Here is a 20545-nt window from a genome sequence, read left to right as displayed (position 1 = left end):
TGAGTCGTCTTTGCCGAGCGTCGGGAAGTGGATGACTCTCTGGTGGGGCTTGGTCGCCCGCCTTTAGCGGGTGCAACTGGAAGTTTTATCTCAAGGAGCGTCAAAATGGCTTTCAACCTGAAAAACCGTCATTTTCTGAAAGAGCTGGACTTCACCCAGCGCGAGCTGAAATACCTGCTCGACCTGGCGCGCGACCTGAAGCGTGCCAAGTACGCCGGCAACGAGGTGCAGCGTCTGGTCGGCAAGAATGTCGCCCTGATCTTCGAGAAGACTTCGACCCGCACCCGCTGCTCGTTCGAAGTGGCGGCCCACGACCAGGGCGCGCATGTGACCTACATCGACCCGACCAGCTCGCAACTGGGCCACAAGGAAAGCATCGCCGACACCGCGCGCGTACTCAGCCGCTTCTACGACGGCATCGAGTTCCGCGGCTTCGCGCAGGAAGACGTCGAGGAGCTGGCCAAGTACTCGAGCGTACCGGTCTTCAACGGCCTGACCGACGCGTGGCACCCGACCCAGATGCTGTGCGACGTGATGACCATGACCGAGAACTGCGACAAGCCGATGGGGCAGATCGCCTACGCCTACGTCGGTGACGCCCACAACAATATGGGTCACTCGCTGATGGTGATCGGCTGCCTGATGGGCATGGATGTGCGCATCGCCGGGCCGAAGGGGCTGGAGCCGGACGCCGAGCTGGTCAAGCAGTGCCAGGAAATCTGCAAGACCTCCGGCGCGCGTCTGCTGGTGACCAATGACCCGAAGGCCGCGGTCAAGGGCGCCGACTTCATCCACACCGACGTGTGGGTATCGATGGGCGAGCCGATGGAGCGGTGGGGCGAGCGCATCGCGCTGCTCAAGCCGTTCCGCGTCGACGCCGCGCTGATGGCCGCTTCCGGCAACCCGCACATCAAGCTGATGCACTGCCTGCCTGCGTTCCATAACTCGAACACCAAGGTCGGCAAGCAGATCGCCGCCCAGTACCCGGAATTCGCCAACGGCATCGAAGTGACCGACGACGTGTTCGAAAGTCCGGCCAGCCTGGCCTTCGAACAGGCGGAAAACCGCATGCACACCATCAAGGCGATCATGGTCGCCACCATGGGTAGCTGATCTTCCCGCTTGAGACGTCGCCCGTGGGCATGGGCGACAGACGGGCGTCCCGCATGCCGTGCGGGACGCCTCTTTTCCGTCTTGCCGGCTGAAGGGAAATGGCAGAGGCGGGCAGGTGGCGAATCACTCTGAGCGCATCCGCAGGCGTGATGGTGGATGCGTGTTCCGGCGCGGAGTCGATGCGCATGCAGGTCGCGCCTGAAGGTGATGACTTTCGAATATTAGAAGATTGCCTGCGAGGGCGGTGCAGCCTGCAGAGGTCGGCGCCAGCGTGGAAAAATCGTGTATGCTGCAGTGCGTCTGTATTAGCCGTCATTTGTTGACGTCATTTTGATGCGGTGCCTATAATCGTGCGATTTTTCAGACGATGTGCACTATGGTCAGGCCGGAAATAAAGCGCGTCGTGTGGTTGCAGTGCAAGCTGACGGTGGTGGCCGTCGCCGTGGCGGCGGTATGGTCGTCCGGAGATGTGTCCGCCGTGGTTTCCGCCCTGATGGGCGGGCTGACGGCGATCGTGCCGGCACTGCTCTACATCCGGGTCGCGTACGCCGTCAGGCGGGCGTCCCCTGCAGTACTGATGAAGGCGCACTACAAGGCTGAAGCGGCGAAGTTCGCGCTCACCCTATTGATATTTGTAGTCGTCCTTCTGTTTTTCAAGGATTTATCGGTGGCGGCCTACTTTTCCAGCTACGCGCTGGTGGTGCTCGCCTACTGGTTTGGGCTTCTAATCAAAACCGAGAAATAGCGATGGCAGGCAACGCAACTGATTACATCAAGCACCACCTGACGTTCTGGAAGTCTTCGCACGAGGGTTTCTGGTCGTTTCATATCGATACCTTCTCCGTCTCGCTGATTCTGGGCTTCATCTTCGTCGGGGTGTTCGCGATGGTCGCGCGCAACGCGAAGCTGGAAAACCCGGGGCGCTTGCAGCTGTTTGTCGAGTCCATCATCGAGATGGTCAACACGCAGGTGAAGGAAATCTTCCACGCAGAGAGCAAGGTGCTGGCCCCGCTGGCGCTGACCATCTTCTGCTGGGTGTTCCTGATGAACTTCATGGACTTGCTGCCGGTGGACCTGATCCCGATGGCCGCGCAGTGGATCGGCTACACCTTCTTCGGCGCCGACCCGCACCATGTCTACTTCCGTGTCGTGCCGTCCGCCGACGTCAACGCGACCTTCGCGATGTCGATCTCGGTGATGTTCTGCATCATCGGCTTCTCGATCAAGGCCAAGGGCCTGGGCGGCTGGGGCAAGGAACTGCTGACCGCGCCGTTCCACGCCCACAGCCCGGTGCTGGTTGCCATCCTCGCCCCGGTGAACTTCGCGTTCCAGATGGTCGAACTGGTCGCCAAGCCGATTTCGCTGTCGCTTCGTCTGTTCGGCAACATGTACGCCGGCGAACTGATCTTCATCCTGATCGCGCTGCTGCCGTGGGGCGCGCAGTGGATCCTCGGCGCGCCGTGGGCGATCTTCCACATCCTGGTGATCACCCTGCAGGCCTTCGTGTTCATGATGCTGACCATCGTGTACATGAGCCTCGCGGTCGAGAAGCACTAAACCGATTTTTCAAACCGTTTCACCAACCATCCTTGTATTAGCTTCAGGAGATATCCAAATGGAAAAACTTGCTCTGATTTCCCAGATCCAGTCGATGACCGTTCTGGCAGCTGCTCTGATCATCGGTCTGGGTGCCATCGGCACCGCTCTGGGCTTCGCCATCCTCGGCGGCAAGTTCCTCGAGTCCTCCGCTCGCCAGCCGGAAATGATCCCGGTTCTGCAGACCAAGCTGTTCATCATCGCCGGTCTGCTTGACGCGATCTCCATGATCGGCGTGGGTGTTGCGATGCTGTACACCTTCAACAACCCGTTCCTCGCCGCTGCACTGGCCGCTCTGGGCGCTTAATCCCTGAAACGGGATTGTTGGTTGTTGTAAGTCACTCATCTGGAGGAAAACAAGCGTGGAATTCAACGCAACACTACTGGGTCAGGCGATCACTTTCGCCATCCTGGTGTGGTTCACCATGAAGTTTGTTTGGCCTCCGCTTACCAACATGATGGATGAGCGTGCCAAGCGCATCGCAGATGGCTTGGCTGCCGCCGAACGTGGCAAGCAGGATCTCGAGGCTGCCGAGCAGCGCGTTGCGGACGAAATCCGCAAGGCGAAGCAGCAGTCGACCGAGATCATGCTGGCTGCCGAAAAACGTGCCAACCAGATCGTGGAAGAAGCCAAGGACGCAGCGCGCATTGAAGGCGCGAAGCTCGTGGCCGACGCCAAAGCCGAAATCGAGCAGGAAACCCTGCGCGCGAAGGAGGTCCTGCGCGAGCAGGTCGCCGTCCTCGCCGTCGCCGGTGCGGAGAAGATCCTGCGCCGCGAGATCGATTCGGCCAAGAACGCCGATCTGCTGGCCTCCATCAAAGCGGAGTTGTAATCAGCTCATGGCAGAACTTACTACCGTAGCAAGGCCCTATGCCGAAGCGGTATACAGCCTCGCCAGTGAACAGAAGTCCACGGACCGTTGGTCCGAGGCACTGTCCTGGCTGGCTGCCATGGTGAAAACCCCGGGCGTCGCCGATACGCTGACCGACCCGAAACATACCGCTCAAGAGGTTGAGGCACTGCTGCTGGACGTGCTGGGTGAGCGCGGCTCCGAGGAAGTGAAGAACTTCCTCGCTGCCCTCATCGAGAACGGACGCCTGCTGTTGCTGCCGGAAATTGCCAATCAGTTTGAACTCCTGAAGGCCGAAGCCGAGGGGGTACTCGAGGCCGTGGCCGAGAGCGCCTTCCCGCTGGACGACGCGCAGAAGTCCGAACTCACCCAGACGCTTTCCAGGAAGTACGGCAAGACCGTACGCCTTGACGTGCGTGTGGACCCCGACCTGATCGGCGGTGTCCGGGTGTTGATCGGCGATGACGTCATCGACGCTTCCGTTCGCGGCAAACTGCACGCAATGGCGGCAAGCCTCAAGAATTAGGAGAGATCATGCAGTTGAACCCCTCTGAAATCAGCGATCTGATCAAGGCCAAGATCCAGAACCTGGCTGAAGGCGCTGAAGCCCGTACCATGGGTACGGTGATTTCCGTGACCGACGGTATCGTTCGCATCCATGGCCTGAAGGACGTGATGCAGGGCGAAATGCTCGAATTCCCGGGCAACACCTTCGGCCTCGCCATGAACCTGGAGCGCGACTCGGTCGGCGCCGTGGTGCTGGGCGAGTACGAGCACATCTCCGAAGGCGACGAAGTCAAGTGCACCGGCCGCATTCTGGAAGTGCCGGTTGGTCCGGAACTGGTCGGCCGCGTGGTCGACGCGCTGGGTCGTCCGATCGACGGCAAGGGCCCGATCGCTGCCCAGCAGTTCTCGCCGATCGAAAAGATCGCTCCGGGCGTGATCGCACGTCAGTCGGTGTCGCAGCCGATGCAGACCGGCCTGAAGTCGATCGACTCCATGGTGCCGATCGGCCGTGGCCAGCGTGAGCTGATCATTGGCGACCGCCAGACCGGTAAGACCGCCGTCGCCCTCGACGCCATCGTCAACCAGAAGGGCACCGGCGTCATCTGTATCTACGTCGCCATCGGCCAGAAGGCTTCGTCGATCGCCAACGTGGTGCGCAAGCTCGAAGAGCACGGCGCGATGGGCCACACCATCATCGTCGCGGCCACCGCTTCCGAAGCGGCTGCGCTGCAGTACATCGCACCGTACTCCGGCTGCGCGATGGGCGAATACTTCCGCGACCGCGGCGAAGACTCGCTGATCGTGTACGACGACCTGTCCAAGCAGGCTGTCGCCTACCGCCAGATTTCGCTGCTGCTGCGCCGTCCGCCGGGCCGCGAAGCCTACCCGGGCGACGTGTTCTACCTGCACTCCCGTCTCTTGGAGCGCGCATCGCGCATCAACGAAGACGAAGTGGCCAAGCTGACCGACGGCAAGGTGACCGGCAAGACCGGTTCGCTGACCGCGCTGCCGATCATCGAGACCCAGGCCGGCGACGTGTCCGCGTTCGTTCCGACCAACGTGATCTCGATTACCGACGGCCAGATCTTCCTGGAAACCGACCTGTTCAACTCGGGCATCCGTCCGGCCATCAACGCCGGTATCTCGGTGTCCCGCGTCGGCGGTGCCGCGCAGACCAAGGTGATCAAGAAGCTCGGCGGTGGTATTCGTCTGGCGCTCGCCCAGTACCGTGAACTGGCCGCGTTCGCGCAGTTCGCGTCCGACCTCGACGAGGCGACCCGCAAGCAGCTGGCGCACGGTGAAGTCGTGACCGAACTGATGAAGCAGAAGCAGTTCTCCACCCTGTCGGTCGCCGAAATGGCGCTGACCCTGTGGGCGGTGAACAAGGGCTGCTACGAGGACGTCCCGGTGAAGAAGGCGCTGGCCTTCGAAGCGAGCTTCCTGGCTTACGTGCGCGCCAACCATGCCGAACTGCTGAAGGAAGTCGACGCCAAGGGCGACCTGTCGGGCGACAACGAGCAGATCCTGGTCAAGGCGATGGAATCGTTCAAGGCCGGCTACAGCTTTAACTGAGCCTTTCGCTAACGCTGTTTAAAGAAAGGTTCAGATATGGCAGTCGGCAAAGAGATTCTCACCAAGATCCGAAGCGTGCAGAACACGCAGAAGATCACCCGCGCGATGCAGATGGTGTCGACCTCGAAGATGCGCAAATCGCAGGAACGCATGCGTGCTGCGCGTCCTTATGCCGAAAAGGTGCGTGCGGTGATGGCGCACCTTGCCCAGGCCAATACTGACCTGGAGCACCCCCTGCTTGCGAAGCGCGATCAGGTCCGTCGCGCTGGCATCATCCTGATCACCTCGGACAAGGGTCTGTGCGGCGGCTTGAACGTGAACACGCTCAAGCGCTTCTACGCCAAGGTGAAGGAACTGAACGAGGCGGGCGTCGAAGTCGACGTCTGCGCACTCGGCCAGAAGGGCCTCGCGGCCAGCCAGCGTACGCGCCAGAACGTGGTGTCGAGCGCGGTCCAGCTGGGCGACACGCCCCGCATGGAAAAACTGATCGGTCCGCTGACGGTGCTGTTCCAGAAGTACGCCGAGGGCGAGCTGGACGCTGTCTACCTCATCTATCCGCGCTTCATCAACACGATGAAGCAGGAACCGGCGCTCGAGCAGCTGTTGCCGCTGACGCCGGAACTGATGGTGGTCGACCATTCGCACTCGTGGGATTACCTGTACGAGCCGAGCGCGGTCGACGTGATGCAGTTCCTGGTGCGCCGCTACATCGAGTCGGTGGTCTACCAGGCTGCGACCGAGACTTCGGCGTCCGAGCAGGCCGCGCGGATGGTGGCGATGAAGGCAGCGACCGACAACGCCGGTAACGCGATCAAGCAGCTGCGCCTTGTGTACAACAAGTCGCGCCAGGCTGCGATCACGACCGAGTTGTCGGAAATCGTCGCCGGTGCCGCCGCCGTCTAAGTGGCGCGTCCGTAAAAGTTTACTGAGTTTAGGAACGATAATGAGCCAAGGCAAAATCGTACAAATCATTGGCGCGGTGATCGACGCGGAGTTTCCGCGCGACGCCATGCCAAAGGTTTATGATGCCCTCAAGCTGGTCGACGTTGACCTGACGCTCGAAGTCCAGCAGCAGCTGGGCGACGGCGTGGTCCGTTGCATCGCCATGGGCAGCTCGGATGGTCTGAAGCGCGGCATGGCAGTGGCCAACACCGGCGCACCGATCTCGGTGCCGGTCGGCAAGGCAACCCTGGGCCGCATCATGGACGTGCTGGGCAACCCGGTGGACGAAGCCGGTGCGGTCGGTACCGACGCGCGTCGCGCCATCCACCAGAGCGCCCCGAAGTTCGACGAACTGTCGGCCGCCACCGAGCTGCTGGAAACCGGCATCAAGGTGATCGACCTGCTGTGCCCGTTCGCCAAGGGCGGTAAGGTCGGCCTGTTCGGCGGTGCCGGTGTCGGCAAGACCGTGAACATGATGGAGCTGATCAACAACATCGCCAAGGCGCACTCGGGTCTGTCCGTGTTCGCCGGCGTGGGTGAGCGTACCCGTGAGGGCAACGACTTCTACCACGAGATGAAGGACTCCAACGTCCTCGATAAGGTGGCGATGGTGTACGGCCAGATGAACGAGCCGCCGGGCAACCGTCTGCGCGTCGCGCTGACCGGCCTGACCATGGCCGAGCACTTCCGCGACGAGAAGGACGAGAACGGCAAGGGCCGTGACGTGCTGTTCTTCGTGGACAACATCTACCGTTACACGCTGGCCGGTACCGAAGTGTCCGCGCTGCTGGGCCGTATGCCGTCCGCGGTGGGTTACCAGCCGACGCTGGCCGAGGAAATGGGCCGTCTGCAGGAACGCATCACCTCCACCCGTACCGGCTCGATCACCTCGATCCAGGCCGTGTACGTACCGGCGGATGACTTGACCGACCCGTCCCCGGCGACCACCTTTGCGCACCTTGACGCGACCGTCGTGCTTTCGCGTGACATCGCTTCGCTGGGTATCTACCCGGCGGTGGACCCGCTCGACTCGACCTCCCGCCAGCTGGACCCGCTGGTCGTCGGCGACGAGCACTACACCGTGGCGCGCGGCGTGCAGACCACGCTGCAGAAGTACAAGGAACTGCGCGACATCATCGCGATTCTGGGCATGGACGAACTGTCTGAAGAAGACAAGCTCGTCGTGTACCGCGCGCGTAAGATCCAGCGTTTCCTGTCGCAGCCGTTCCACGTGGCCGAGGTGTTTACCGGTTCTCCGGGCAAGTACGTGCCGCTCAAGGAAACCATCAAGGGCTTCAAGGCCATTCTCTCGGGTGAATACGACCATCTGCCGGAACAAGCGTTCTACATGGTAGGTGGCATCGAAGAAGCCGCAGAAAAAGCCAAGACCCTTAACTGATAAGGAGACGGCTTATGGCACTGATGCAGGTGGAAGTGGTCAGCTCGGAAGCGCTGATCTACTCGGGCGAGGCGGAGTTCCTGGTGGCTCCGGCCGCCGAGGGCGAAGTCGGTATCTACCCGCGCCACGTACCGCTGCTGACGCGTATCAAGCCGGGTGTGCTGCGCCTGACGGCGCCGGGCAGCAAGGAAGAAGTGCTGGTCGCGGTGTCCGGCGGCATGATGGAAGTGCAGCCGACGCTGGTGACCGTGCTGGCCGACACCGCAATCCGCGGTGCCGACCTTGACGAGGCGCGTGCGAACGAGGCGAAGCGGGTGGCCGAAGAGGCGATCCGCAAGTCCGGCGACGACCGCGACACGGCGAAGGCACAGGCGGCTCTGGCCGTCGCCATCGCCGAGCTCAAGGCGCTCGACTACCTGAAGCGGCGTACCCGCTAAGGTTGCGCACCTGAATGGTGTATATTCGGGGCTGCCACGCAAGTGGCAGCCTTTTCTCGTTTTTACGGATTCTGTTTACCTCATGAACCCTCTGAGCGTCGTCATCCTCGCTGCCGGCAAGGGCAAGCGCATGTATTCCCGTCTCCCCAAGGTGCTGCACAAGATCGGCGGCTCGCCGATGCTCGCGCGGGTGATCGCCACCGCGCGCACGCTGTCGCCGTCGCGCCTGGTCGTCGTCTACGGCCACGGCGGCGAGATGGTGCGCGAGACGGTGCGTGACGCGGACCTCGCCTGGGCGCTGCAGGCCGAGCAGCTGGGCACCGGCCACGCGCTGAAGATGGCGCTGCCCGAACTGCCCGCGAGCGGCCGCACGCTGGTGCTGTACGGCGACGTGCCGCTGACCCTGAGCGGGACGCTCTCCGAGCTGGTCGCGCTGGCCGGTGACGAAGTGGCGCTGCTCACCGACGAGCTGGCCAACCCGTCCGGCTACGGCCGCATCGTGCGCGGTGCCGACGGCGCGATCGAGGCGATTGTCGAGGACAAGGACTGCTCCGAGGCGCAGCGCTCGATCCGAGAAATCAACACCGGCATGCTGGTGCTGCCGACCGCGCGCCTCGGAGCTTGGCTGGATGAATTGAAGAACGGCAACGCGCAGGGCGAGTACTACCTGACCGACGTGATCGCGCTGGCGCGCCGCGACGGCGTGCGCGTGCACGGCATGAAGGTCGCCGACAGCTGGCAGGCGGCCGGCGTCAACAACAAGGTGCAGCTGGCCGAACTCGAGCGTGTGCTGCAGCGCACGCAGGCCGAGGCGCTGCTCACCAACGGCGTCACGCTGGCCGACCCGGCGCGCATCGACATCCGCGGCACGCTCGCGCACGGCCAGGACGTGCAGATCGACGTCGGCTGCGTGTTCGAAGGCGCAGTCGAGCTTGGCGAGGGCGTCGAAGTGGGCGCCTACTGTGTGCTCAAGAACGTGAAGGTCGCCGCCGGCACCCGCATCGCGCCTTACTCGCACCTGGAAGACGCGGTGGTCGGCGAAGCCTGCCGCATCGGCCCGTACGCGCGGCTGCGCCCGGGCGCCGAGCTCGCCGCGCACGTGCATATCGGCAACTTCGTCGAAGTGAAGAAGAGTACGGTCGGGGAGGGGTCCAAGGTCAACCACCTTACCTATATCGGCGATGCCCAGATCGGCGCGCGCGTGAATGTCGGCGCGGGGTCGGTCACCTGCAACTACGACGGCGTGAACAAGTTCCGCACGGTGATCGCCGACGACGTGTTCGTCGGCTCCGGTACCATGATGGTGGCGCCGGTGACGCTGGAGGCGGGCGCGACCATCGGCGCCGGCTCGGTGATCAGCAAGGACGCGCCGGCGGGCGCGCTGACCGTCGCCCGCGCACGGCAAACCACCATCGCCGGCTGGCGCCGCCCGCAGAAGAAGGGCTGAGCCAGCGCTCTCCGCCCCAACGCCCTGCCCGCGAGCAGGGCGTTTTGCATTGGAGCGGTGGGCCAGCCTTGCAGAGGGCATGTTGCGCTGCTATAGTCCGATAACTTTCGAACCGAAAGATAACGGTGACCAAACGAAACACCCAGCAGCGCAGGCACGCGATCGTCGCGCTGGTGCAGGAGCAGGGCGAAGTCAGCGTCGACGCGCTGACCCGCCGCTTCGACACCTCGGAAGTGACCATCCGCAAGGATCTTGCGCTCTTGGAAACCGGCGGCCTGTTGCTGCGCCGCTACGGCGGCGCGGTCGCGCTGCCGGCCGAGATGGTCGGCGCCGACGGCGCCGGCGTTTCGGAACGAAAGCTCGCCATCGCGCGCGCCGCCGCGGCGCGCATCCGCGACCATAACCGCATCATCGTCGACAGCGGTACCACCACCCGCGCGATGATCCCGCTCTTGGGGCAGAAGCGGGGGCTGGTGGTGATGACCAACGCGCTGAACGTCGCCGCGGCCTTGCGCGAACTGGAAAACGAGCCGACGCTGTTGATGACCGGCGGCACCTGGGACCCGCATTCGGAGTCTTTCCAGGGGCAGGTCGCCGAGCAGGTGCTGCGCTCGTACGATTTCGACCAGCTGTTCATCGGCGCCGACGGCGTCGACCTGGCGCGCGGCACCACCACCTTCAACGAACTGGTCGGCCTGTCACGGGTAATGGCCGGCGTCGCGCGCGAGGTGGTGGTGATGGTCGAGTCGGACAAGATCGGCCGGCGCATTCCGAACCTGGAATTGCCCTGGACGAGCATTCATACGCTGGTGACCGACGACGCGCTGCCGCCGTCGGCCCGTGAATCGATCCGTGCGCACGGGGTCACGCTGGTCGTGGCCGGCGCGGACGGCAACTAGTCAGGAGAGAAGCCTATGTGTGGGATCGTGGGGGCGATTGCCCGTCGCAATGTGGTGCCGATGCTGGTCGATGGCCTCAAGCGCCTCGAATACCGCGGTTACGACTCGGCGGGCGTCGCCGTGCTCGCCGGCGACGAGATCCGCCGCGTGCGCCGCGTCGGCCGCGTCGCCGAGATGGAGAACGCCGCGCACGCCGAACAGCTGGACGGCATGCTCGGCATCGGCCACACCCGCTGGGCGACGCACGGCGGCGTGACCGAGCCGAACGCGCACCCGCACGTGTCGAACGGCCTGATCGCCGTCGTGCACAACGGCATCATCGAGAACCACGAGGCCAAGCGCGCCGAACTGAAGGCCGCCGGCTACGTGTTCACCTCGCAAACCGACACCGAGGTGATCGCGCATCTGGTCGAGCACCACTACCGCGCGGGGCACGACCTGTACGCGGCGGTGAAGAAGGCGGTGCGCGAGCTGACCGGCGCCTACGCGATCGGCGTGATCGCGCGCGATCGCCCCGACGAGCTGGTATGTGCGCGCATGGGCTGCCCGCTGCTGGTCGGCCTGGGCGACGGCGAGAACTTCATCGCCTCCGACGTCTCGGCGGTGATCGCGGCAACCCGCCGCGTGGTGTTCCTGGAGGAGGGCGACGTCGGCTTGCTCACCCGCGACGACGTGACCATCACCGACCACGCCGGCTTTGTCGCCGAGCGCCCGGTACATGTATCCGACGTGTCGCTGGCGTCGCTCGAACTCGGGCCCTACAGCCACTTCATGCAGAAGGAAATCCACGAGCAGCCCAAGGCGATCGCCGACACGCTGGAAGCGCTGGTCGACGCTGGCTTCCAGCCGCGGCTGTTCGGCCACAAGGCCGGCGAGATCCTGCCGCAGGTGCGCGGGGTGAAGATCCTCGCCTGCGGCACCAGCTACTACGCCGGCCTGACCGCGCGCTACTGGATCGAGGCGATGTCGGGGCTGCCGTGCGACGTCGAAATCGCCAGCGAGTACCGCTACCGCGCCGCCTGCGCCGACCCCGAGCACCTGGTGGTCACCATCTCGCAGTCCGGCGAGACGCTGGACACCATGGAGGCGCTCAAATACGCGCGCGAACTGGGCCACCGCTGGGCGCTGTCGATCTGCAACGTGCGCGAGAGCGCGATCCCGCGCGCGTCCGACCTGGTGTTCTTCACCCGCGCCGGCGCCGAGATCGGCGTCGCGTCGACCAAGGCGTTCACCACCCAGCTGGTTGCGCTGTTCGCGCTCGCCGTGCTGCTGGGCAAGCAGCGCGGCCGCATCGGCGCGGCCGACGAGGCACGCCTGATCGACGAGTTGCGCCACCTGCCCGGCTCGATCCAGCATGCGCTGAACCTGGAGCCGCAGATCAAGGCGTGGAGCGAGCGCTTCGCCGCCAAGAACGATGCGCTGTTCCTCGGCCGCGGCCTGCACTACCCGATCGCGCTGGAAGGCGCGCTCAAGCTCAAGGAAATCTCGTACATCCACGCCGAGGCGTACCCGGCGGGCGAACTCAAGCACGGCCCGCTGGCGCTGGTCGACGAGAACATGCCGGTGGTGGTGATCGCGCCGAACGACAGCCTGCTCGAGAAGGTGAAGTCGAACATGCAGGAAGTCGCCGCGCGCGGCGGCGAGCTGTTCGTGTTCGCCGACCTCGACAGCCACTTCGAGGAGAGCGACGGCGTGCACGTGATCCGCACGCCGCGGCACGTCGGCGTGCTGTCGCCCATCGTCCACGCGATCCCGGTGCAGTTGCTGGCCTACCACGTCGCGCTCGCGCGCGGCACCGACGTCGACAAGCCGCGCAACCTCGCCAAGAGCGTGACCGTCGAGTAAGCCGACGTACCGGGCCACAGCTGGCGCCGTGACAACGCGGCGCCGCCTGGGGGTTCCGGTTGGCGGATGAGAGAAGGGCCTGCCTGTCGGCAGGCCCTTTGGCGTTCAGGGGACCGGCTGGCCTTCGGCCAGTTCGTAGAGCTCGAACCAGGCTTGCCTGTCCAGCACCACCTGCAGCGCTTCACCGAGGGTGTGGATGCGCTCGACACGGTTGCTATCGTGGCCGGCAGGATGTTCGCCGGCTTGCCCAGGTAGCCCCCCGGTTCAGACCGGCTTCCGCCGTTCCGCGCGTGCGGTTTACTGGGCGGCCTGGATCGCAGTGAGCGCGATGGTGTAGACGATGTCGTCGACCAGCGCGCCGCGCGACAGGTCGTTCACCGGCTTTCTCAGCCCCTGCAGCATCGGGCCGACCGATACCACGCCGGCCGAGCGCTGCACGGCCTTGTAGGTGGTGTTGCCGGTGTTGAGGTCGGGGAACACGAACACGTTGGCGCGACCGGCGACCGGGCTGTCCGGCGCCTTCTGGCGGCCGACGCTTTCCACCGACGCCGCGTCGTACTGCATCGGGCCGTCGATCAAGAGGCCGGGGCGCTTCTCGCGGGCGATGCGGGTGGCTGCGCGAACCTTCTCGACGTCGTCCCCCGAGCCTGAGGCGCCGGTCGAGTACGAGATCATCGCGACGCGCGGCTCAAGGCCAAAGGCGAGGGCGGAGTCGGCGGACTGGATCGCGATGTCGGCCAGTTGCTCGGCGCTCGGGTCCGGGTTGATCGCGCAGTCGCCGTAGACCAGTACCTGGTCGGGCATCAGCATGAAGAACACGCTGGAGACAATCGACGCACCCGGTGCGGTCTTGATCAGCTGCAGCGCCGGACGCACGGTATTGGCGGTGGTGTGCACGGCGCCGGAAACTAGGCCGTCGACTTCGCCCAGCGCCAGCATCATGGTGCCCATCACCACCGTGTCTTCCAGCAGCTTTTCCGCCTGCGGCGCGGTCAGCCCCTTGGCCTTGCGCAATTCGACCATCGGCGCGACGTAGCGGTGCAGCGCCTGCTCCGGGTCGATGATCTCGATGCCGGAGGGCAGGGTCAGGCCCTGTGCATCGGCGACTTCGCGGATGCGCTCGGGCTTGCCCAGCAGCACGCAGCGGGCGATGCCCTTTTGCTGGCAAATTACCGCGGCTTTCAGCGTGCGCGGCTCGTCGCCCTCGGGCAGCACGATGCGCTTGCCCGCGGCGCGGGCCTGGCCGATCAGCAGGTGGCGGAACGCCGGCGGCGGCATGCGCAACTCGCGCGGCTCGCCGATCTTCTGCTTGAGGGCGCTGGTGTCGATCCGCTCGGCGGCGAATTCGATGACCTGCTCCATGCGCTCGGCGTCTTCGCGCGACACGTAGCTTGGCAGGCGGGCCAGCAGCGCGCTGGTCTCGAAGGTATCGAGATGGGTGGTCAGCACCGGCAGGCCGGCGAGCTTGGCCGGTTGTACCAGCGGCACGATGCACGGCGAGATGCCTTCGCCGCAGGTCAAGAGCAGGCCGGCCAGCGGCACGCCACGCAGGGTGGCCAGCGCAGTGGCCAGCACCACGTCGGAGCGGTCGCCCGGGGTGACCACCAGCGCGCCCGGGCGCAGACGGTCGGCCATCTTTTCAACCGAGCGGGCCGCCACCACGATCTCGTGCACGCGCAAGCGGTTGGCGTTGCCCAGGTGTTCGATGCGTAAATCGAGCGGGGCGGCCACGTCGAGCAGGCGTGGTGCGTTGAGCGACGCCTCGAACGGCACACAGGCGATCACCGGCAGCGTGCCGCGGCTGCGCAACAGGTCTTCGGCTAACGGCTGGCCTTCGGCGCCCGCCGGCAGCTTGTTGACGATGACGGCGGCGGCTGCGGACAGGCCGGCGTCGAGGTAGGGGCGCTGCGCCAGCTCGATGCCTTCTACCAGTTCGCGTGCGGTGCGGCGGGCGGCCGAGGCGACCAGCACCAGGTCGGCGGTCAGGCTGCGCGCGAGCTCGATGTTCAGCTGCGGCGCGATGGTCTGCTCGCTGGTGGTCAGCAGGCCTTCGACGATGACGACGTCGAACTGCGCGCGCACCGCCGCGACGCGCTGGACCACTTCTTCCATCAGCTCTTCGCCGCGGCCTGCGCGCAGCAACTGTTCGGCCTCGTCAAAGGAGATGGCCGGCGGCACGTCGATGCCGCACAGCGTCTGCGCGAAATGGACGGACAGGTCGGGTGTGCCCAGCGACTTGGACGCCTGGCTGATCGGCTTGGCGAAACCGACCCGGATGCCGTCGCGCTCGAGCGCGCGCACCAGCCCAAGCGCCATCGACGACAAGCCGATATCGGTGCCGACCGGGGCCAGGAACAGGATCTTGCTTTGCACGGGGAGGTTCATGTCGGGCTCCGTCTGGCCGCGGCGCGGTGCGGGCGGCAAGACTTCCGGGTTCAAGGGTCAGGCGGCCAGCGCGCTCAGGCTGGCGAGGCCGGCCAGGCGGGCGGTGTCGAGGGCGATCATGCCTTCCTCGTCGGTCGCCACCACCGCGACGGCGGGGCCCTGGCCCGCGTCGATGCGGCCGGCCTTGCCGCGCACGCAGCGCTGGTTGGCGGCGCTGTCCAGGGTGACGCCGAGCGCCTTCAGGTGTGCGCAGGTCATCTGGCGCAGCAGCGACGAGTTCTCGCCGATGCCGCCGGTAAAGGCGATCGCGTCGACGCGGTCGAGCGACATGGCCAGGCCGCCGATATGGCGGGCCAGACGGTGCGCGAACACTTCCAGCGCGATTTTTGCGCCCTCGTGCCCTTCGGCCGCCGCATCTTCCAGCGTGCGGCAGTCGTTGGAGAGGCCGGACAGACCGAGCAAGCCAGACTGCTTGTTGAGCAGCGCATCGACGCCGGCGAGGTCGAGGCCGAGGCGTTCGGCGATATACGCGATGCTGCCCGGGTCGATGTCGCCGGAGCGGGTGCCCATCACCAGCCCTTCCAGCGGGGTCATGCCCATGGTGGTGTCGACGCTGACGCCGTTTTTCACCGCGGTGGCCGACGCGCCGTTGCCTAGGTGCGCGATCACGATGCCGTGCTCGGCCGGCAGCTTCAGCATGCTCGCCGTTTCGGCCGCGACAAAGCGGTGGCTGGTGCCGTGCATGCCGTAGCGGCGCACGCCGTGTTCGCGGTAGAGCTTCATCGGCAGCGCGTACAAATAGGCCGCGCGCGGCATGCTCTGGTGGAAGGCGGTGTCGAACACGGCGACTTGCGGCAGCGCCGGCAGCGCCTGGCGGGCGACGCGGATGCCCAGCAGGTTGGCCGGGTTGTGCAGCGGTGCGAGCCGGATGCACGATTCGATGGCGGCTTCCACCTCGTCGTCGATCAGCACCGAGCCGTTGAAGCGCTCGCCGCCGTGCACCACGCGGTGGCCGACGGCCGCGACGCGTTCGAGCATGCCCTGTGCGCGGAGATGGCCGATCACGCTTTCGAGCGCCGCGTCGTGCGCGCCGCCCTGCAGCGTGTACTTTTCCTTGCCGCTGGCCTGCTTGACGGTGATGCGGGCGTCGCTGGTGCCCAGGCATTCGGCGAGGCCGGAGAGCAGCGGAGTGCCGCCGGCAACCGGCTGCAGGGCGAATTTGAGCGACGAGCTGCCGCAGTTGATCACCAGGATGAGGGAATCGGTCATGTCGGATTCAGTCAACAATAGGGTATTCAGTGGACGTTTAGCCCGCGGCTGCGGAACTGCCCGCGTACGCGTTCGGTGAGTTCCGGCGGCGGCGCCGGGGTGTCGGCAAGCGTGTAGGGCATGCCAAGCTCGGCCCATTTGGCTTCGCCCAGCTTGTGAAACGGCAGCACCTCGACGCGCTCGACCGCGTCGCCGAGCGAAGCGGCAAAGCCCGCCAGCCGCTCGACGTCGTCGAAGCCGTCGGTCAGCCCGGGCACCAGCACGTAGCGGATCCACATTTTCTTGCCCAGCTGCGCGAGGCGGCGTGCGAAGTCGAGCGTAGGCTGCAAGGGCTGCGCGGTGAGCGCCTGGTATTGCGCGGGGTCGCTGTGCTTGATGTCGAGCAGCACCAGGTCGACCACGTCGAACCAGACGTCGTCGACGTTTTCATGCAGGAAACCCTGGGTGTCGAGCGCGGTATTCAGCCCCATCGCCTTGGCGCCCGAGAGCAGGCCGTGCACGAAGTCGGGCTGCATCAGGGGCTCGCCGCCGGAGACGGTGACGCCGCCGGCAAAACGCAGGAAACCAGCGTAGGGTTTGAGTTCGGAGAGTGCTTCGCTGACCGAGACCTTGCGGCCGTGGTGCAGCTTCCAGGTGTCCGGGTTGTGGCAGTACAGGCAGCGGAACTGGCAGCCGGACACGAAATAGACGAAGCGTACGCCGGGGCCATCCACCGCGGCGCCGGTTTCGACCGAGTGCAGATAGCCGATGGTGTCGGCAGCGGGGGGCTGGGCGGACGTGTCCATTCGGGGGGGCTCCTGAAGCAGGCGGCACCCGCGAGGAGTGCCGCCCGGACCGCTTACATGCGGCCGTGGAAGGTACGGTTGATCACGTCAAGCTGCTGTTCGCGGGTGAGCTTGACGAAGTTCACCGCGTAGCCGGACACGCGGATGGTCAGCTGCGGGTACTGTTCCGGGTGCGCCATCGCGTCAAGCAGCGTGTCGCGGTCGAACACATTGACGTTGACGTGGAAGCCGCCGGCCGCCGCGAAGCCGTCCAGGCAGTTGGCGAGGTTGCGGATGCGCTCTTCCGGCGAGTGGCCCAGCGCGTCCGGCGTCGCCGACGCCGTCCAGCTGATACCGTCGAGCGCGGCGTCGTACGGCAGCTTGGCGACCGACGCGCCGGAGGCGACGAAGCCCTTCACGTCGCGGCCGTTCATCGGGTTGGCGCCCGGCGCGAACGGCTCGCCCGCGCGGCGGCCGCACGGCGTGTTGCCGGTCTTCTTGCCGTACACCACGTTGGAGGTGATGGTCAGCACCGACTGGGTCGGCGTCGCGCCCCTGTAGAAGTAGGGCTGCGCCTTGATCTTGTCCATGAAGGTCTCGGTCAGCCACACCGCGATGCTGTCGGCACGGTCGTCGTTGTTGCCGTACGCCGGGTAGTCGCCCTCTATCCTGTAGTCGACGGCGAGGCCTTCCTCGTTACGCACCACGTGTACCTTGGCGTGGCGGATCGCGGAGAGCGAGTCGGCGGCCACCGACAGGCCGGCGATGCCGCAGGCCATGGTGCGCAGGATGTCGCGGTCGTGCAGCGCCATCTCGATGCGCTCGTACGCGTATTTGTCGTGCATGTAGTGGATGATGTTCAGCGCGTCGACGTAGGTCTTGGCGAGCCAGTCCATCATCGGCAGGAACTTGGCCATCACTTCTTCGTAGTCGAGCACGTCGCCCTTGATCGGCTCGAAGCCGCGAGCCACCACGGCGCCGCTCTTTTCATCGACGCCGCCGTTGATCGCGTACAAGAGCGCCTTGGCGAGGTTGGCGCGCGCGCCGAAGAACTGCATCTGCTTGCCGATCGCCATCGCCGACACGCAGCAGGCGATGCCGTAGTCGTCGCCCCACTTCGGCCGCATCAAATCGTCGTTCTCGTACTGGATGGCCGAGGTGTCGATCGAGACCTTGGCGCAGAAGTCCTTGAAGCCGCGCGGCAACTGGGTCGACCACAGCACGGTCAGGTTCGGCTCCGGCGCCGGGCCGAGGTTGTAGAGGGTGTTCAGGAAGCGGAAGCTCGACTTGGTGACCAGCGTGCGGCCATCCAGTCCCATGCCGCCGATCGATTCGGTCACCCAGGTCGGGTCGCCGGAGAACAGTGCGTCGTACTCCGGGGTGCGCAGGAAACGCACGATGCGCAGCTTGATCACCAGGTCGTCGATCATCTCCTGCGCGGCGTCCTCGGTGAGCGTCCCGGCCTTGAGGTCGCGCTCGATGTAGATATCGATAAAACTCGATACGCGGCCGAAGCTCATCGCCGCGCCGTTCTGCTCCTTCACCGCGGCCAGGTACGCGAAGTAGCTCCACTGCACCGCTTCGCGGGCGCAGGTGGCCGGACGGGCGATGTCGAAGCCGTAGCTTGCCGCCATCACCTTGAGTTCGGCGAGCGCGCGGTACTGCTCGGAGCACTCTTCGCGCAGGCGGATTACGTCGTCGGTCATCGGGCTCTTCAGCGCCATCCATTCGCGCTTGCGCTCGGCCATCAGGAAGTCGACGCCATAGAGCGCGACGCGGCGGTAGTCGCCGATGATGCGGCCGCGGCCGTAGGCGTCGGGCAGGCCAGTGATCACGCCGGACTTGCGCGCGGCGAGGATCTCGGGGGTGTACGCATCGAACACGCCCTGGTTGTGGCTCTTGCGGTACTTCTCCCAGATTTCCTTCACCAGCGGGTCGATCTTGAAGCCGAACGCTGCGAGGCCGTTCTCGACCATGCGCAGGCCGCCGTTGGGCATGATCGCACGTTTCAAGGGCGCGTCGGTCTGCAGGCCGACGATCACTTCGTTTTGCTCGTCGATGTAGCCCGGCGCGTGCGCAGTGATGCTGGATCCGCGGTCGGCGGACACGTCGAGCACGCCGCGTTCACGTTCTTCTTTCAGGAGGACGGAGAGTGTGTCCCAGATGCCGCGGGTGCGCGCGGTGGCGTCGGCGAGGAAGCTGTCGTCGCCCTGGTACGGGGTGACGTTGCGCTGGATGAAGTCGCGCACGTCGACACGGCTTTGCCATTCACCGACGGCAAAGTCGCGCCACGGGTCGGCCGACAGCATGTTCTGGTTGATCGCTTCCACGGTGCGCTCCTTGGAGATTTGAAAGTCTGATGGGTGTTCGATCTGGTCGTTTTGTTACATATCGAAGCGCTATGATTGTAACGAAGGCATGATCTTCACTCAACGTAAAACGAGCATGCACTCGCCGTTGATATTCTAAATATATGAATTACATGGATTGTTTGCGTATATCCTAGCCGGGTGCGCGCTTTCGAGAATGTTCGATAACGATCAAAAGCGAAATATTTCGCGCGTGTGTGGCGCGGCGACGTCGCGCAGGGCGTGTCACGCCGGCGTCTGCAGTGCGGGGCTGGGTCTGGGTCGTATTGAGGGGGCCGCGCTTGTTGCCGTGCGCGATGGGCGGGGCGAGGGGAGAGGCTACGGGCTTGGCCTGGGCGCGCGGTCAGACGATGCGGCTGGTATCGCGGGGTATCAGGTCGAAGCCGACGTCGAGGGGAATGTCCTGCCAACTGTCCCTTGGGCTGCTCGCAGCACCCGATCAGCGCCTGCATTGGTTTGCTGCCGATCTGCCCGCGGTGCGGGCGCAGGGTGGTCAGGGGCGGGATGCGGCTTGCGGCAAAGTCCAGGTCGCCGTAGCCGACGACGGACAGGGCCTCGGGCACCCGGATGCCGCGCCGCTGCGCCTAGAACAGCACGCCCAGCGCGGCCCAGTCGTTGGAGCAGATGATGCCGTCGATGGCGGTGTCGGCAGCGATCGCCGTGCCCGCCGCCTGCACGATACGTTCTTCCGAACCCGGGATGTTGATGATGTGCGGCGCGTGCAGGCCGGCGACTTCGGCGGCTTCGCGGTAGCCGTCGGCGCGAATGCACGCGCATGTCGTCCGCCAGCCTGACCCCCTGGTAAACCACACGCTGGCAGCCGCGTTGTCAAAGCCCACCTGCAGCCCGAAGGACGGCTCGCCCAGCTCCTACATCTGGCCGACGGCTCCGGGGCCTGCCGGTCGTCCTTGCACAGGTTGCGGATCACGCCGGCCAGCGCGAGAAACCGGTTGGTGTAGGCGAGCAACAGCATGCACAGGGCGGGAAACAGCAGGCTGGGCATGGCAAGCTCTAAGGCGGGGCGGGAGGGGATTGCTTTCAGGAGACGCAGAGTCAGCGCTGGACAGTAGGGCTACGATTTTGCCTTTGGAAGCACTCTTTGCGTTCTATATTCCGGCAGTGCTGGTGTGACTGCCGGTGGATACGGCAC

18 protein-coding genes and 2 pseudogenes are annotated in these 20545 nt (G+C 65.2%); 13 read left to right on the top strand and 7 right to left on the bottom strand.

Annotated elements, in window-relative coordinates:
• Positions 1 to 105: 105 nt before the first annotated feature.
• The 13 genes from GZH52_RS12075 to glmS all read left to right on the top strand — a co-directional run bounded on the left by GZH52_RS12075 (position 106) and on the right by glmS (position 12608).
• The gene (locus tag GZH52_RS12075; protein WP_163316710.1) at positions 106 to 1113 is read left to right on the top strand and encodes an ornithine carbamoyltransferase; all 1008 of its coding nucleotides are present in this window, start codon (positions 106 to 108) and stop codon (positions 1111 to 1113) included.
• Between the two features lie 376 nt (positions 1114 to 1489).
• Positions 1490 to 1858 carry an ATP synthase subunit I gene (locus tag GZH52_RS12070; protein ID WP_163316709.1) on the top strand — a complete coding sequence of 123 codons (369 nt, stop codon included), beginning with the start codon at positions 1490 to 1492 and terminating at the stop codon, positions 1856 to 1858.
• Positions 1859 to 1860: 2 nt separating this feature from the next.
• Positions 1861 to 2670, top strand: a complete 810-nt coding sequence (gene atpB / locus GZH52_RS12065; RefSeq protein ID WP_163316708.1) for a F0F1 ATP synthase subunit A — start codon at positions 1861 to 1863, stop codon at positions 2668 to 2670.
• 58 nt (positions 2671 to 2728) lie between these two features.
• The gene (gene atpE / locus GZH52_RS12060; RefSeq protein WP_136552546.1) at positions 2729 to 3016 is read left to right on the top strand and encodes a F0F1 ATP synthase subunit C; all 288 of its coding nucleotides are present in this window, start codon (positions 2729 to 2731) and stop codon (positions 3014 to 3016) included.
• A gap of 55 nt (positions 3017 to 3071) precedes the next feature.
• Positions 3072 to 3542 carry a F0F1 ATP synthase subunit B gene (locus tag GZH52_RS12055; RefSeq protein ID WP_163316707.1) on the top strand — a complete coding sequence of 157 codons (471 nt, stop codon included), beginning with the start codon at positions 3072 to 3074 and terminating at the stop codon, positions 3540 to 3542.
• Positions 3543 to 3549: 7 nt separating this feature from the next.
• Positions 3550 to 4086: a F0F1 ATP synthase subunit delta gene (locus GZH52_RS12050; protein ID WP_136552550.1), complete on the top strand. Its 537-nt coding sequence runs from the start codon at positions 3550 to 3552 to the stop codon at positions 4084 to 4086.
• A gap of 8 nt (positions 4087 to 4094) precedes the next feature.
• Positions 4095 to 5639, top strand: a complete 1545-nt coding sequence (gene atpA / locus GZH52_RS12045; protein WP_136552552.1) for a F0F1 ATP synthase subunit alpha — start codon at positions 4095 to 4097, stop codon at positions 5637 to 5639.
• Positions 5640 to 5675: 36 nt separating this feature from the next.
• Complete coding sequence (gene atpG / locus GZH52_RS12040; RefSeq protein WP_163316706.1) at positions 5676 to 6542, top strand: F0F1 ATP synthase subunit gamma; 867 nt, start codon at positions 5676 to 5678, stop codon at positions 6540 to 6542.
• A 40-nt stretch (positions 6543 to 6582) separates the two neighbouring features.
• Positions 6583 to 7980, top strand: coding sequence for a F0F1 ATP synthase subunit beta (gene atpD, locus GZH52_RS12035; RefSeq protein ID WP_136552556.1), 1398 nt, complete (start codon positions 6583 to 6585; stop codon positions 7978 to 7980).
• A gap of 14 nt (positions 7981 to 7994) precedes the next feature.
• A complete protein-coding gene (locus GZH52_RS12030) occupies positions 7995 to 8417 on the top strand; it encodes a F0F1 ATP synthase subunit epsilon (protein ID WP_136552558.1) in 423 nt (140 codons plus the stop codon).
• 82 nt (positions 8418 to 8499) lie between these two features.
• On the top strand, positions 8500 to 9864 hold the full coding sequence (glmU, locus tag GZH52_RS12025) for a bifunctional UDP-N-acetylglucosamine diphosphorylase/glucosamine-1-phosphate N-acetyltransferase GlmU (RefSeq protein ID WP_163316705.1): 1365 nt from the start codon (positions 8500 to 8502) through the stop codon (positions 9862 to 9864).
• A gap of 125 nt (positions 9865 to 9989) precedes the next feature.
• Complete coding sequence (locus GZH52_RS12020) at positions 9990 to 10763, top strand: DeoR family transcriptional regulator (RefSeq protein WP_163316704.1); 774 nt, start codon at positions 9990 to 9992, stop codon at positions 10761 to 10763.
• Positions 10764 to 10778: 15 nt separating this feature from the next.
• Positions 10779 to 12608, top strand: a complete 1830-nt coding sequence (gene glmS / locus GZH52_RS12015) for a glutamine--fructose-6-phosphate transaminase (isomerizing) (protein WP_163316703.1) — start codon at positions 10779 to 10781, stop codon at positions 12606 to 12608.
• Positions 12609 to 12905: 297 nt separating this feature from the next.
• Here glmS and pta read toward each other — a convergent pair whose 3' ends face one another.
• The 7 genes and pseudogenes from pta to GZH52_RS17055 all read right to left on the bottom strand — a co-directional run.
• Positions 12906 to 14993: a phosphate acetyltransferase gene (gene pta / locus GZH52_RS12010; protein ID WP_163316702.1), complete on the bottom strand. Its 2088-nt coding sequence runs from the start codon at positions 14991 to 14993 to the stop codon at positions 12906 to 12908.
• A 57-nt stretch (positions 14994 to 15050) separates the two neighbouring features.
• Positions 15051 to 16262: an acetate kinase gene (locus GZH52_RS12005; protein WP_163316701.1), complete on the bottom strand. Its 1212-nt coding sequence runs from the start codon at positions 16260 to 16262 to the stop codon at positions 15051 to 15053.
• A 26-nt stretch (positions 16263 to 16288) separates the two neighbouring features.
• Positions 16289 to 17047: a pyruvate formate-lyase-activating protein gene (gene pflA / locus GZH52_RS12000; protein WP_163316700.1), complete on the bottom strand. Its 759-nt coding sequence runs from the start codon at positions 17045 to 17047 to the stop codon at positions 16289 to 16291.
• A 53-nt stretch (positions 17048 to 17100) separates the two neighbouring features.
• A complete protein-coding gene (gene pflB, locus GZH52_RS11995; RefSeq protein WP_163316751.1) occupies positions 17101 to 19335 on the bottom strand; it encodes a formate C-acetyltransferase in 2235 nt (744 codons plus the stop codon).
• A 116-nt stretch (positions 19336 to 19451) separates the two neighbouring features.
• A pseudogene (locus tag GZH52_RS17125) lies at positions 19452 to 19967 on the bottom strand (substrate-binding domain-containing protein); the annotation flags it as partial.
• A gap of 12 nt (positions 19968 to 19979) precedes the next feature.
• Positions 19980 to 20207 carry a type 1 periplasmic-binding domain-containing protein gene (locus GZH52_RS17060; protein ID WP_163316698.1) on the bottom strand — a complete coding sequence of 76 codons (228 nt, stop codon included), beginning with the start codon at positions 20205 to 20207 and terminating at the stop codon, positions 19980 to 19982.
• Between the two features lie 77 nt (positions 20208 to 20284).
• A pseudogene (locus GZH52_RS17055) lies at positions 20285 to 20398 on the bottom strand (DUF2721 domain-containing protein); the annotation flags it as partial.
• Positions 20399 to 20545 lie beyond the last annotated feature (147 nt).

It is taken from the genome of Crenobacter caeni (assembly GCF_010435965.1).
GTDB lineage: Bacteria > Pseudomonadota > Gammaproteobacteria > Burkholderiales > Chromobacteriaceae > Craterilacuibacter > Craterilacuibacter caeni.
The sequence above is the reverse complement of the archived record's forward strand: the minus strand, read 5'-3'. Positions and strand labels throughout refer to the sequence as shown.